This window comes from [Clostridium] celerecrescens 18A (assembly GCF_002797975.1).
Taxonomy (GTDB): domain Bacteria; phylum Bacillota; class Clostridia; order Lachnospirales; family Lachnospiraceae; genus Lacrimispora; species Lacrimispora celerecrescens.
The window spans coordinates 4,969,342-4,982,735 of the sequence record NZ_PGET01000001.1 but is presented as its reverse complement, the minus strand read 5'-3'; the positions used below and the strand labels follow the sequence as shown (position 1 = coordinate 4,982,735).

At 39.7% G+C, this 13,394-nt stretch carries 11 protein-coding genes; 3 read left to right on the top strand and 8 right to left on the bottom strand.

Going from position 1 to position 13,394, the window contains the following annotated elements; translation table 11 throughout:
* Positions 1-18: 18 nt before the first annotated feature.
* The gene (locus tag H171_RS22645; protein WP_100307149.1) at positions 19-948 is read right to left on the bottom strand and encodes an NAD-dependent epimerase/dehydratase family protein; all 930 of its coding nucleotides are present in this window, start codon (positions 946-948) and stop codon (positions 19-21) included.
* Between the two features lie 17 nt (positions 949-965).
* Complete coding sequence (locus tag H171_RS22640) at positions 966-2,900, bottom strand: thiamine pyrophosphate-binding protein (RefSeq protein ID WP_100307148.1); 1,935 nt, start codon at positions 2,898-2,900, stop codon at positions 966-968.
* 767 nt (positions 2,901-3,667) lie between these two features.
* Between H171_RS22640 and H171_RS22630 the strand changes: the two genes are divergently transcribed.
* The gene (locus H171_RS22630; RefSeq protein ID WP_100307146.1) at positions 3,668-5,008 is read left to right on the top strand and encodes an N-acetylmuramoyl-L-alanine amidase family protein; all 1,341 of its coding nucleotides are present in this window, start codon (positions 3,668-3,670) and stop codon (positions 5,006-5,008) included.
* Positions 5,009-5,241: 233 nt separating this feature from the next.
* Positions 5,242-5,649, top strand: a complete 408-nt coding sequence (locus tag H171_RS22625; protein WP_054790255.1) for a hypothetical protein — start codon at positions 5,242-5,244, stop codon at positions 5,647-5,649.
* A 46-nt stretch (positions 5,650-5,695) separates the two neighbouring features.
* Here the strand turns inward: H171_RS22625 and H171_RS24375 are convergent, their stop codons facing one another.
* The 5 genes from H171_RS24375 to H171_RS22605 form a co-directional block, all read right to left on the bottom strand.
* Positions 5,696-5,845: a hypothetical protein gene (locus H171_RS24375; protein WP_166433203.1), complete on the bottom strand. Its 150-nt coding sequence runs from the start codon at positions 5,843-5,845 to the stop codon at positions 5,696-5,698.
* A gap of 441 nt (positions 5,846-6,286) precedes the next feature.
* Positions 6,287-6,859, bottom strand: a complete 573-nt coding sequence (locus tag H171_RS22620; RefSeq protein WP_100307145.1) for a nitroreductase family protein — start codon at positions 6,857-6,859, stop codon at positions 6,287-6,289.
* A 33-nt stretch (positions 6,860-6,892) separates the two neighbouring features.
* Positions 6,893-7,738, bottom strand: coding sequence for a pirin family protein (locus H171_RS22615; protein ID WP_100307144.1), 846 nt, complete (start codon positions 7,736-7,738; stop codon positions 6,893-6,895).
* Positions 7,722-8,156 carry a MarR family winged helix-turn-helix transcriptional regulator gene (locus H171_RS22610; protein WP_100307143.1) on the bottom strand — a complete coding sequence of 145 codons (435 nt, stop codon included), beginning with the start codon at positions 8,154-8,156 and terminating at the stop codon, positions 7,722-7,724. Before H171_RS22610 ends, H171_RS22615 begins: the two co-directional genes overlap by 17 nt.
* Positions 8,157-8,596: 440 nt before the next feature.
* The gene (locus tag H171_RS22605; RefSeq protein WP_408645671.1) at positions 8,597-8,842 is read right to left on the bottom strand and encodes a transposase; all 246 of its coding nucleotides are present in this window, start codon (positions 8,840-8,842) and stop codon (positions 8,597-8,599) included.
* Positions 8,843-9,088: 246 nt separating this feature from the next.
* Between H171_RS22605 and H171_RS22600 the strand changes: the two genes are divergently transcribed.
* Positions 9,089-10,285, top strand: coding sequence for an IS256 family transposase (locus tag H171_RS22600; protein WP_100307142.1), 1,197 nt, complete (start codon positions 9,089-9,091; stop codon positions 10,283-10,285).
* Positions 10,286-10,948: 663 nt separating this feature from the next.
* Here the strand turns inward: H171_RS22600 and H171_RS22590 are convergent.
* Positions 10,949-13,267, bottom strand: a complete 2,319-nt coding sequence (locus H171_RS22590) for an LTA synthase family protein (protein WP_100307140.1) — start codon at positions 13,265-13,267, stop codon at positions 10,949-10,951.
* Between the last annotated feature and the right edge of the window lie 127 nt (positions 13,268-13,394).

The window sequence follows — 13,394 nt, the reverse complement described above, 5'->3', positions numbered from 1 at the left end:
TTTTGTAATCGAATGAATTTAGCGGATCGTCCGCCGGATCCCCTCTGGAAAGTCCACAAGAGGCTGCCAGCCCGTTGCTTTTTCCAGCTTTTTTATATCAGGAATAAGGTTTGCGAGTCCTTCTGCATTAGGCGATCTTCTTCCGAAGCTGTAGCTTCCATGGAATCCTAAAACCTCATACATGGTTCGTATGTATTCTCTTAAAGGCCTGTTTTCCCCTTCCGGTCCTGCTACATTATAAGTTCCGGAAGCTGATTCTTTCTCCTGTTTCATCAAAAGTATCAGCGCCCGGATGCAGTCATCAAGATATAAATAGTTCCATATTTGCGTACATTCCCCCAGGGAAATATACTCTCCTCTGCGAAATGCCTTAAGGCAGCTTTCCACCAGGGACCAGGGATGATCTCCTGGGCCGTACACGCTGAATATCCTGGTATGGATGTATTCCATCTCTGAAACACCTGTCTTTTTCCATTTCTCTGTCAATTCCAATGCCCTGTTTAAAAATTCCAGCTTGGCTCTGCCATATTCGGAGACAGGCGTACACGGCATCTCCTCTGTCATCGTATCTTTATGAATTCCGTATTCCGCCTGGGAACCGCTGAAAAGAAAGCGTTTGCAGCCAAGGCGTCTGGCTCCTTCCAGAGCCTTTAAGGAATCTTCCACGTTCTTATGCTGGACTTCTCGCTTCATACGGTTTTCACTTCCGGAGCCATCCCAGCCAAAGTGATAAAATGCCTGGCATGGCTCGTGAATTACCTGATTGATCTCATGAAGCTCTTCTAAGTGACCTTCGATCCGCACAAGACCCTCCCGCTCAGCCGCAAGGCTTCCCATATTCTTTGAACCGGGACGGATTACGGCAAATACCTGGTTTTTCTCTGTTAAAAGCTGGTCAACCAATGCTCTCCCAAGAAAACTGGTGGCCCCTGTTACAACAACGTTCAACGCTTTTCCTCCCCCTGCTATTCCCTGATCCTCGGGATGATCATATTCCGGTCCATCTCTTCATCGGAAAGGAATGGAGACAAATCCTCTAACGGCGGTGAAATAAGGGTTCCATCCGGCAGGCGTTTCGCCGAGGACTTTGGTTCAAAGTTCTGGTCCTGGCTTACAAATACCTCACAGATGACTGGTCCCTTCATGGCCAGCGCCGTTTCAATTGCATGTTTCAGCTGGCTGTTATGGCATGCACGGACATAAGGATAGCCATAGGCTGCTGAAAGTTTTTCCATATCAGGGAAGCTCAAATCCCGGCTGTCTACTCCGATTCCCACTAATGGTTCTCCGAAGAAATTCTTCTGGGTCTGGCGGATGGAATGGTAGCCTCCGTTATTAATAAGAAATATTTTAACAGGCATATGGTGATGGATGATGGTCTGAAGCTCCTGTAAGTTCATCTGGATGCTTCCGTCACCTGTAACCAGAATGACGTCCTCTCCCCGTTCAGCAACGCTTGCTCCAATGGCAGCCGGAAGATCATAGCCCATGGAAGCAACTGCTGAGTTGGATATGAAACGCTGCCCCTTCTTAATGATATATGCATGTCCACCCACAACGCAGGCAGATCCATTGCCCACCACAGTGACCCTGTTCTCTGGGACTCGGGTACTTAGTTCCTTTATAAATGCATAAACATTGACTTCCTCATCTTCTCCGCTTCTGTAGTGCTTTGGAAGCACGACCGGATATTTTTCCTTCCACATCCGGCAGGTCTCATTCCAGGTCATATCGTCAAGGCCTTTTCCACCGGAAAAGAGTGGGTGATTACTGGAAGTTTTGTATTCTGAATCCAGTAGTTCCTCTAAGGCTGTAAGCAGATCCTTTACATTGGCTTGGATCTTCATATCGGCGTGAATGGATGGTTTCTTCAATTCCTCAGGGTCGATATCATTGACAATCACATAGGCTTCTCTGGCCCATGTAGTATAATTGTACCCCACCTGCCGGATGCTTAAGCGGCTTCCAAGAGAAAGGACTAAATCGCTGTTTTGAATGGCAAAGTTCCCTGCACGGTCTCCCATTCCGCCGCCTCGCCCTGTGTAAAGTGGATGCTCATCTTCTATGCAGTCCTGGCTGTTCCAGCCGGTCACTACAGGGATTCCCAGCTTGTCCACGACCCGCTTGAATACTTCATGGGCCTGACCGATGCGGATTCCGTTGCCTGCATTGATTACCGGACGGGAAGATGATTTTATTTTTTCTAAAATGGCCCTGGCAACATCTTCTGTCACCTTTTCCGGAAGGATCTGACGATTTTCTCCGCAGCCGGGGTCATCCTGTTTTATTTTTGCGTTAGTTTCAGCGGACCAGCCATCTCCGCCATTCTCGTAATTTTCTGGGGAAAAGCCGATTAGCTCTTCTGTTTCTATATAGGCACCCTGGACATTTAAGGGGATGTCCAGCCAGGTGGGTCCGGGCCGGCCGGATAGGGCAAGATAAATGGCTTTTTCTAAAGTGTAGCGGATCCTCATGGGATCAATCACCATCTCACTGTATTTTGTCATACAGTCAATGGCTTTTGTTATATCAAATTCCTGATCTCCCATGGCTCTGATTCCGACTCCTGACCATCTGGCCGTTGTGTCATAGCGCACCTGACCGGATAAAATTAACATGGGAATAGAATCCAGAAAACCTCCTAGCACTCCGGTAATGGCATTGGTGCCCCCAGGGCCTGTGGTTACGCAGACAGCAGCAATTCGGTCCTTGATTCTGGCATAGGATTCGGCCGCTATGGCACATGCCTGCTCATGATGGTTATATAAGCAGTGCATTCCCTCCTGATGCCCCAGGGCGTCGTTTAAATGCATAGCTCCTCCGCCTGTAACCGTAAACACCTGTGTAATCCCGGAATCAACCAACTTCTGGGAGATATAATTGGATACTTTCATTCTCATGGATCTTCTCTCCTCTTTTTGAGATGTTTATTTTCGTTGTGCAGAACTTTTGTCTGCAGTGTGGGGTGTTGCTTGTGTTGCTTGTGTTGCTTGTGTTGCTTGTGTTGCTTGTGTTGTAGATTGATGTGTGGGTTGTGGATTGCAGCGAGGACTCTTGCTCGGAGCCCAGATTTTTGCCTGGAGCCCTGATTCTTGCTTGGAGCCCAGATTCTTGCCTGAAGCCCACACTCTTGCTTGAAGCCCACACTCTTGCTTAGAGGCAGACTCTTGCTTGAAGCTCAGATGGAGCCAGACTCTTGCCTGAAGCCCAGTCTCTTGCTTGAAGCCCACACTCTTGCCTGAAGCTCAGATTCTTGCTTGCAAAGTGTATGCACGTAGCTTCTAGTCCGCAGTGCAGCCTGTGAACCCTGCGGCTTCACAGGCTCACGGGCATTCGCCCTATGAATTAGAACATGGAAAAATTTTCTTACGTGCTAGCACGACGAAAATTTTTCCTTGCTCTAATTCGCACTGCTCATTGCTTTCGTGTAGATTATACCACACACCCCCCCTTTTTCCTATTTAAAGTTTTCTTACTTTATTTTCTTTTAGGTTGCTCCTGACCCCTTGGTTTTATCTTCTTTTTTCTTTTTATGTTATCTCCTTCCATATCTGCCATCAAACCACACTATCAAATGGACTCCGGAATACGGTATAATCGCAGGGTAATGCAACTATGGATTTTCGGCCACGATAAAACTTATTGCAAAAAAGGAGAGAACATATTTATGAAAAAGCATTTAAAATTGATGGCTGTATTATCCGCTGCCGGTGTTTTAACCGTCGCAGCTCCAGAGCTGGGCTTAATCAGCACAGCAGCCACCGCCTATGCTAAAGTACTCGGCTGGGTTGAGGAAAACGGAAGCTGGAAATTTTATGAAGATAATGACAGCTACGTAACCGATTCCTGGAAAAAGCGCGGCGAAGACTGGTACTACTTAAACGAGGACGGCAATGTCGCCATTAATTCACAAATCGATGAATATTACGTAGATGAAAGCGGGAAAAGGGTTTCTGACAAATGGATTTCCATGACCAATGAAAACTTCTGGGATTCAGCTGATGCCCCTGAGTTTTTATGGCACTACTATGGAAAAAACGGTAAGGAAGTTGTTTCCAAGTGGCAGAAAATCAACGATAATTTGTACTACTTCAATGACCAGGGTGAAATGCAGACCGGAAAGATTGAGATTGAAGGAAGTATTTATTATTTAGGACAAGAGAATGACGGCGTTATGAAAACAGGCTGGATCCAGCTTGAAAATGATTCCGATGATCTTGATGAAACCCAATCTTGGTACTATTTTGATAAGAGCGGCCGTATGGTAGAAAACCAGGTCGACAAAAAGATCGATGGAAACTATTATACCTTTGTAAGCGGAATCATGCAGACAGGCTGGTATAAGCTTCCTGTAACTGCAACCGAATCCGAAGCAACCGCAGATGCTACTACAGCAGCTGGATACCAGTACTATGATCCAGAGAATGGTGCACGGGTTAACGGTTGGAAGGTAATCGAAGGTATTGAAGGACTCAGCGAAGAGGGAGAGACCTATAATTTCTATTTCAAGAACGGTGCTCCTACCTGCGCAGCAAAAGGTCTTGAATTATTTACCATTGATTCCAAAAAATATGCATTCAATACTAATGGAGAAATGCAGACCGGACTGAAAGTTATCAACTTAGAAGACGGCGGAATCGCCAATTTCTACTTTGGAACTGACGGTGCTATGACTACCGGTAAGCAGACAGTTTACAATGAAGATCTGGATGAGGATCAGGTATGGTTCTTCCAGACAGAAGGTACTAACAAAGGACAGGGAGTTCACGGTGTCCGTGATAACGTCCTGTATGAATATGGCTTAAGAAAAGAAGCTGATGCCGACTTAAAGGTTGCTCCTATTTCCTTTGAAGGCAATCAGTATCTGGTAAATGCCAGCGGTTCCCTCCAAAAAGCAACTTCCTCTTCCAAGTCAGCTACAAAGCCAGAACTTGGAGCAGGATTTAAGGATTATAAGGATTCCAATGACAAAGTATGGGTTGTCGATGTAAACGGCATTATCCAGTAAAGTAAAAACATATTACAAAAGATTCATCCGTTCAAATATAAAGAGGTCCGCACGTTTTCCGCGTGTGGACCTCTTTTATGCATTCTGCACCAATTATCCGGGGGTTTTTGTATACCTTCTATAAACTTACAATTTTTTATATAATTTGTACCTTTTCGCGTTATAATTAAAATTATTTTACGTTATATATTATAGAGGTAGATTGTTTTTATGGTAAAAAAAGGAGGAGACCGATGAGAGAACTGTCCGTGTACTATTGTCCCAAATGCGGCTACTATGGATATTATCAGCTTCAGCGGAACGCAGTTTGCCCCAAGTGCAGGGAGGATATGATAACCTTATCCATCAGTTATCAAGATTTTATGGATCTCTCCTGCGAAGCAAGGGACGAATTGCTTTCCACCCATATTATTGCCACATCCTCTCCCTATGTCCGACGCCTGCTGGCGCCACACAAGGTCAATAACAACCGGGAGATTATTGCCCGTATGGGGGATCGCATTACTGAATTAGAAATAGAAAATGAAAAGCTGAATAAAACTATTGAATGGATGCACCAAACAATATGGGAACTGATGCGCAAGACCAAAGGATTAGATCCCGGTAACGAGGACACTTCCAAAACCGGGATCGATCCCTGATTGGGATACTCCCGGGAGTGCCCCCGCACTCCCCGGCTATCCCTAATCAGGCAACCTCGTCAGCGCATATGTAACGACCTATCAATCTGTTAAGCGTCTGATTTAACCTTTTAATCACTTTATGGAGTTTTTCATTCTCTTCCATAAGCCTTTCATTCTCAATCTCTATAATCCTTAGCTTCTCAGCGTCTGTCATATAGAAAACCCTCCTTTTTATGCTTTTCTTGTAATCACTATAAGCCGTTTTCGATTGTTTGAAAAGCGAAACAAATCGCAATATTCGACATTTTTTTGTCATTCTATAATAATTTAGCCATATTTTTTTCTAAAAAGAGGTAAAAATACAACATCTATTTATACTAATAAATCAGGGTACAATATGTGCTGTAAGAGATTGTCGATAAAATTCGTGAAAAATTGGTCACATTTGATAACCTTTTAACGACTATATGCAACAATTCATCTCATTTTTCTGATATCCAGGGCACCTGTGCTTTAATAGAGGTTTATTGGTTTGGAGAGTATTTTGTAATCTGTAAGATGCTTTTGAAGATCACTAAGAAATTATCATAAAAAAGCAAGCGTTTAATCAAACAGTACGCTTGCTTTTCCAAATTAGAAATAGAATATAATTAAATTATTTTTCAATCCGAACTCGTTTTGATATATCTTCCTTCTCTTTTGCTTCAGGTTCCTTTACAATACCACCAAAAGGCATTTGGGCAATCAGCAGATAGCTTTCCGGCAAATCAAACAGTTCGCGGACCTTCTGGTCTATAACCGGATTATAGTGCTGTAAGGAAGCACCGATCCCTAATTCCCGCAGCCCGCTCCAGATGCTTATTTGAAGCATTGCACTGGACTGCATCGCCCAGGCTGGAAAATTGTCCGCATACAGTGGAAATTGTCCCTGTAATCCTTTTACGACCTCCTGATCGTAGTAATAAAGAATTGTTCCCGCCCCAGCTTTAAAGCTGTCAATTTTTTCTCTTGGGACCTGACCACCGAAAGCGTCATAGATAGCGTCCCATAATAACTCCTGCTTTTCTCCTAACGCCACAACAACGCGGGAGCTTTTCATGTTAAAAGCATCAGGTACCAGTTCGGTTAATTTTTCAATCTGTTTAATGACTTCGCCGGTATCAACGGGAAGTTCTTTATTAATGCTGTAATAGCTTCTTCTCTTTTCTAATGATTCAATAATGCCCATTTTAATTCCTCCTGATCTAATTATAATATTTTATTAGTTATCATATGACATTTTCTGTTGTAAGAACGTTCCCTGATCCAGTTCTGTAAAAGCTTTTTGCAATTCCTCTTTCGTATTCATTACAATGGGTCCTCCCCAGGCGATAGGCTCTCCTAAAGGCTCTGAGCTAATAAATAACACCTGGGCATTCTTTTCAGTACTTTTTAACTCGACCTTGTCTCCAGAGGTAAGCTTTGCTGCTGTCTTCTCACTCACCAGTTCACCTCCGACAGAAACCTCTCCGGACAGGGTAAAGATCATAACCGAGCGGTTTGGATCCGTATCTATGGAAATGGAAGCGTTTGGATCAAGATGGATATCGTAGTAATCCAGAGGAAGATATCTGCCCATGTATCCGTTACTGGACTTGTATTGCCCGGCAAGTAGTCTCAGCTTTCCATTTTCAAGATTAATCTCTTCAATCTCGTCATTTTTTATGCTGTGGTAGGAAGGAGCGGTCATCTTATCCTTAGATGGTAAATTCAGCCACAGCTGTACTCCAAGCATTCGTTCTGATGCAGGTAGTTTCTCTTCATGCAGGATTCCGGAACCTGCTGTCATCCACTGGACTTCTCCGTCGGAAATAGAATCTTCATTTCCTAAACTGTCCCTATGAACCATCTGCCCGCGGTATACATAACTGATTGTTTCAATGCCCCTATGCGGGTGCATGGGGAATCCAGCTGTGTATTCATCGGGATTTGTGCTGTCAAAGGAATCCAGCATCAAAATGGGATCGTATTCTTCCATTGTTTCATGTCCTAATACCCTGACCAGGTTTACACCGGCACCGTCTTGGGTTCTAAAGCCTCTAACCTGTCTTTTAATCTTTCTCTCCATTAATCTCATCTCCATACTTTTTTAATAACATTGCCAATTGTTCTTTTTCTTCATCAGTCCAATGAGCCATTAACTCAATAATCCTGGCTTCATTTCTTGGGTAAACCTGGCCAATCAACTCCTGTCCCTGAGCTGTGATATGGAGAATGCATCGCCTCTTATCCTTTCTGTCGGCTTTCCTTATAAGATACCCTCTTTTCTCAAGGTTATTTATAATAAGAGGAATGGTTCCGCTGGAACTTAGGATCTTTTCCTGTACTTGGCCTATGGTCATGTCGCCTTTGTGGTATAGTGCCTCTAATACGGCAAATTGGCCCATGGTTAGGTTGTACTCAGAAAAAATCTTGGTTGATTGGCGGTCAATGTAGTTTACGGCCCGATGGAGGCCTATTAGGATTTTTAACTCTGTCTTTGCCATTGCTTCTCCTATATTATCTCTATGTAGTTATATATTACTCTATGTAGAGGTAAATTGCAAGAGGTTTTTTGTATATAGTAATTGTATGTAACTTTCTTCGCATTTTTTTCACGATCAATCTAGGATTGCCTAATTGCTTTACTATAGACCGCAGGGATTCACCCTCCGTATGGAGTGGGTGGATTTGAGAGTATAAATGCTCTTCAATGATATTATTTCTGATATGTATAATTAATTTCGCAAATTCAATTAAATAAAATGGACATGTTCCATAACCGTTTGGTAGCATTCCGGTAACTTGCTATGTGATCTACTTCTTCAGCAGATTGCATTTGATCAAGATGTTTCATATTCATATATAGTTTAGCCCCCCCAGGTCCCTGCCACATGGCGTAGACGATTGTTCGAAGTTCTTTTACCACTTTTTGGGTGCTGCTTCCTTACTTTCCTGGGAATGGATTGCTTTTACATTTAGCTATATATTTTATTCGGCTTCGTGAGGTAACGGAAAAAATATTTCGATAGAAATGTACGGTGCATCGCTGATATTTAGTATATGGAAACACATGTGGAAATAATTCCAGCATTCCAAGGTATTTGTCCCCAACAATTAAGCGGACACCTTTAAGACCTCTGCTTTTTAGTTCAATTAGGAGGTTTTTCCAACTTTCCCGGTCCTCTTTCATTCCCTCGAAGGCTCGATTTTTCGGCGTTGACCAATTCATCTGCTTCTTTATCAAGCAGAGTATTGAGAGTTTCCTCCACACTGGAACGAACTAAATCTTTTAATTCTGTTTTGATTAATTCCTCATTTAGCTGTGATGACGTATAATTAATTTCGCAAATTCAATTTCATAAAAATAGACATGGTCTATAGCCGTTTGGTAAAATTAAGTTACCACACGAAATACTCCCAAAGGAGGCTATAGAACATGTCTGATAACATTATACAATTAAATCAGGAACTTATCCATAATGAATTGAAAGATTTAGTACGCAACAGCGTTGAGGAAACCCTCAATGCCTTGCTAGATCATGAAGCAGAAGAACTTGTTAATGCTGAAAAATACGAACGTTCCGGTGAACGCAAGGGATATCGTTCCGGCCATTACAGCAGGAACTTTCAAACCACAGCTGGCGAGGTCAAATTAAAGATGCCAAAGCTAAAGGGTGTTCCGTTCGAAACTGATATTATTGAACGCTATCGCCGCAGAGAATGCTCCGTAGAAGAGGCTCTCATTGAAATGTATCTCGCGGGTGTTTCTGTTCGCCGTGTTGAAGATATCACCGAGGCATTATGGGGAACTAAAGTTTCACCTGGAACAATAAGTAATCTTAATAAAAAAGCTTATGAACACATAGAAACGTGGAGAAGCCGCAAACTTAGCGGTTCTTATCCATATGTTTATGTTGACGGTGTTTACTTAAAGCGCAGCTGGGGTGGTGAAGTTCAAAATGTCTCTATCCTTGTTGCTATTGGTGTCAATGAAGAAGGATGCCGTGAAATCATTGGTGCAGCAGAAGGTATGAAAGAAGATCGTGAAAGCTGGAGGACATTCTTTGTATGGTTAAAAGAACGCGGCCTGGCTGGAGTGCGCCTAATTATTGGTGATAAATGCCTTGGGATGCTCGAATCCATTCCAGAAGTATTTCCGGATGCAAAGTATCAAAGATGTACGGTTCACTTCTATCGGAATATATTTTCGGCCACTCCTCGTAATAAGATGAAAGAAGTCTCTATGCTTCTAAAGGCTATTCATGCTCAAGAGTGCAAGGCATCTGCAAAGGAAAAGGCAAAACAAGTATCTGATAAACTTCGCGAGATGAAATTAGCTTCAGCAGCTAAAAAGGTCGAAGACGGAATCGAGGAAACCCTTACATACATGGATTTTCCTAGCCAGCACTGGACTAGAATCCGCACCAACAATACCATCGAAAGACTTAATCGGAAAATCAAACGTAGAACCCGGGCAATTGGTGCTTTTCAAGATGGGCAAAGTGCTTTAATGCTTGTATGTGCCAGACTACGACACGTAGCAGGGACTCAATGGGGTACAAAGCGCTACATGAATATGGAGCATCTAAAAGAAATGGATCTCCAAAACGAGTCTGATATCATAGCCGGCTAACTACCGGCTACCAGACGGTTGAAATACAATTTGCGAAAAAATCTTGACACTATCTTAGCTGTATAATATTATCAGACATGTTTCATAGCCTCCTTTGTGAGATTTGGTGTGGTAACTTTATTTTACCAAGTGGCTATGGAACATGTCCATTTTATTTAATTGATATGCGAAATTAATTATACGTTATCTACAATCAATCTTGACACTATCATTTGCCAATATAAATATACGACATCATAGGTAGCCTATAAAATAATAAAAATCCGAGCATATGCCTCGGATTTTATTTACAGTTGTTATAACGGTGTTATTATAACCGTTATCTATTTTTGATAGAAGTCACCCCTTTTGAAATACAATAGAACTACAATGGGGTATCGGAGTACCTTGATAAAAACAGATTAATATGCGGTAGAATAATTGCTAATGATAACGTGATCAGTATATACCTCAGAATAAACTGAGTTGAAAAGCTGGTCCAGACAAAATCCCCAAAACCTCTCAAGTATTGATATACATTTAAAATCCAAAATATAATAAAGGCAAACTTTATGACATTATATAACCAACTTTTAAGAGTTAGATCACACTTTTTCTTATATTTATAAATATAAGTTGCAATTATTCCAGGAGTAATAAGTAAAATCATTTGTAATATTAGCATTATGGTTCCTTTTCCTCAAAGCATTTTATATTTTTCCTTTTATCAAACATTGCATAATACTGGATTATTTGATAGTTATTTAGTTGAGTTAGAAACCCTGAATCATCAGTCAAAGAGTACCACTGATTATCGGTTCCCAAATATCCTATAAAGTTAATTACAGGAATCTGCTCTTTTAGAGACAACAAAAAGTTTCCATAATTAGACAATTCAAATCCTGCATAATATTGTACCTGATAGCCCAAATAATTTGTACTTGTAATATTTTTCCCATCAGTGTTATTCCTAGCTATCGTATTATCAATTTTATAATTGCTCCAAATAAAATATGGAACAGCATAATATCTTTCTTCTACAGATAAATCCGAATTATTATATTCTTTTTTATTTGAAACGAGTTCACTTTCAAACTCATTGTCAAGCACTGGCTGATGATCTCCAAAAAAGCAAATAATAACAGGTTTATCTACTTTGTTAAAATAATTCATTAAATAACCTAAAGCATTATCTGACTCATAAATTAATGATTCATATGCTTGCACATCTAGGTATTGACTATAATTATCATCAATATAAACTCTATTATCTTCTTTTATTGCATCAATATCATAACCTCCATGATTTTGCATTGTAACATTAAAAATCAAAGCCGGCTGCTCTTGGCTTTCATAAACATCAATTAACTTTTTATAGTCACCTAAATCACTTATTCTATTCCAAACTGTAGTTTCATATCCTTCGAAATCCTTAAGTGACAAAAATTCATCGAACCCCATATCAGCATATATGTTGCTTCTACGCCAATTGTTAGGATCTTCAGGATGCATCGCAATTGTCTTATATCCCTTTGCTTTAGCAACTTTTATAATATTGGGAATATGAGTGAAGTTAAATTGAGCATATGGGTTACTTCCAGGCAAATTTGACATTGAATTACCAGTAAGAAACTCAAATTCCGTAGTAGATGTTCCACCACCCCTGGTGGACACATAATTTAATCCATGCTCAATAGTATTCGTATCATGTCTAAGTGAATTAAAATTTTTCAAATATCTATCAGCACACTCCAAAGGCCCTAGTGCACTTAAGTCGCTAAAAGATTCATTCATAACAACAATAATTGTTGGATCTTGATTAGTAGACGAAACTGCTGGTTTCCTGTCTTCCGAAGTATTTATTAAAATATTTTCTGCTAATTCACTTGAATATTCATCAGGCTTCTGTACTTTCAACTTTTGTAAAAATGTGATAAACGAAGCAGCAAAGCCATCACTTTCGTAAGTTGCTGCAGGCCACCAAAAATTTATATTGATAGAATAAGCATTTTCAAAGTTTGAATTATGAATCCAGAATATGCCGAAAATCAACACCATCACTGAAAGAAACTTACGAGAAATAACTTCTTTTTTACTAGTTATTTTATTTGTAATATCTAATCTGTTAAACGATGATATTAAACCTATTAATAGTAAAAAAATAACAACCGATAAAGTAATTCCATTTGTTAGATAATATTGATAATGATTGGATACAGATAGTGCTGTTTTAATTGATAAAATATCAACAGGCATTATAGGATTATTACGAAACAATACTACAAAGTGGTTCGCTACTCCAATTATTAATACACATGAATATAAAACATATAATCCATAAGCTCTATTATTAAAGAAGTTTAAAATTATTATTTCAAAGAACATCATAATAAAAATGTTTAGTAAAACTCTAAAGAGGTTCATATTTCCTATTTGGGGATTGCAAGAAATTTCTAAAATAAAAAACATTAAAAATGGTGTAAGGATTAATATTGTAATATATAAATAAAAAGAAAATGTTTTTATATGGCAGAAAATTTTTTCACCAAATAACCAAAAAAAGCCACCTATCATAAAACCATATAAAACAGTTAAAATATTATGGTTTCCAATTATTAACGATGTAAAATCTCCAGAAGCTGTATCTTGATTTAATACACAAATATAACCATAATAGTATGCATTAAGACATAATATCAAAAATAATAAACAAAATAGATATTTTAACCAAAGTATTATATTTAAGGTTCTTTTTCCTCGTATACAGATGGTATTTAATATTATATAAAATAAACTTAATGAAACTGGTATATATATACACCATAAAAAACTAGTTACATCCGAAAAGTTTAAAATTTTAATAAATATCTCTAGTAGACCCAGTGCCATTATTATAGAGATAACAAAATATATTTTCATAATCCGGTTAGAACAAGTTATATTAGGTTTAACATATCCATATATTAAATAACTCATAAATAAAGTAACTATTATTATTAACAAACTTTTACCTCTTTAAATATGATTAATCTTTTTGTATCTATCTTCCCTGATGAAAATTGTATGAAGATTCCTGAAATCTACTGACTTGTTAACTTTTCTAAACTGAATCATCTAATGAATAAGTTTT

What these genes read in the sequence shown, in the direction of transcription:
- H171_RS22605 (WP_408645671.1), bottom strand. Translation starts at nt 8,842, where the DNA reads ATGAAAGAGGACCGGGAAAGTTGGAAAAACCTCCTAATTGAACTAAAA.
- H171_RS24375 (WP_166433203.1), bottom strand. Translation starts at nt 5,845, where the DNA reads ATGACAGACGCTGAGAAGCTAAGGATTATAGAGATTGAGAATGAAAGG.
- H171_RS22640 (WP_100307148.1), bottom strand. Translation starts at nt 2,900, where the DNA reads ATGAGAATGAAAGTATCCAATTATATCTCCCAGAAGTTGGTTGATTCC.
- H171_RS22610 (WP_100307143.1), bottom strand. Translation starts at nt 8,156, where the DNA reads ATGGCAAAGACAGAGTTAAAAATCCTAATAGGCCTCCATCGGGCCGTA.
- H171_RS22620 (WP_100307145.1), bottom strand. Translation starts at nt 6,859, where the DNA reads ATGGGCATTATTGAATCATTAGAAAAGAGAAGAAGCTATTACAGCATT.
- H171_RS22600 (WP_100307142.1), top strand. Translation starts at nt 9,089, where the DNA reads ATGTCTGATAACATTATACAATTAAATCAGGAACTTATCCATAATGAA.
- H171_RS22615 (WP_100307144.1), bottom strand. Translation starts at nt 7,738, where the DNA reads ATGGAGAGAAAGATTAAAAGACAGGTTAGAGGCTTTAGAACCCAAGAC.
- H171_RS22625 (WP_054790255.1), top strand. Translation starts at nt 5,242, where the DNA reads ATGAGAGAACTGTCCGTGTACTATTGTCCCAAATGCGGCTACTATGGA.
- H171_RS22630 (WP_100307146.1), top strand. Translation starts at nt 3,668, where the DNA reads ATGAAAAAGCATTTAAAATTGATGGCTGTATTATCCGCTGCCGGTGTT.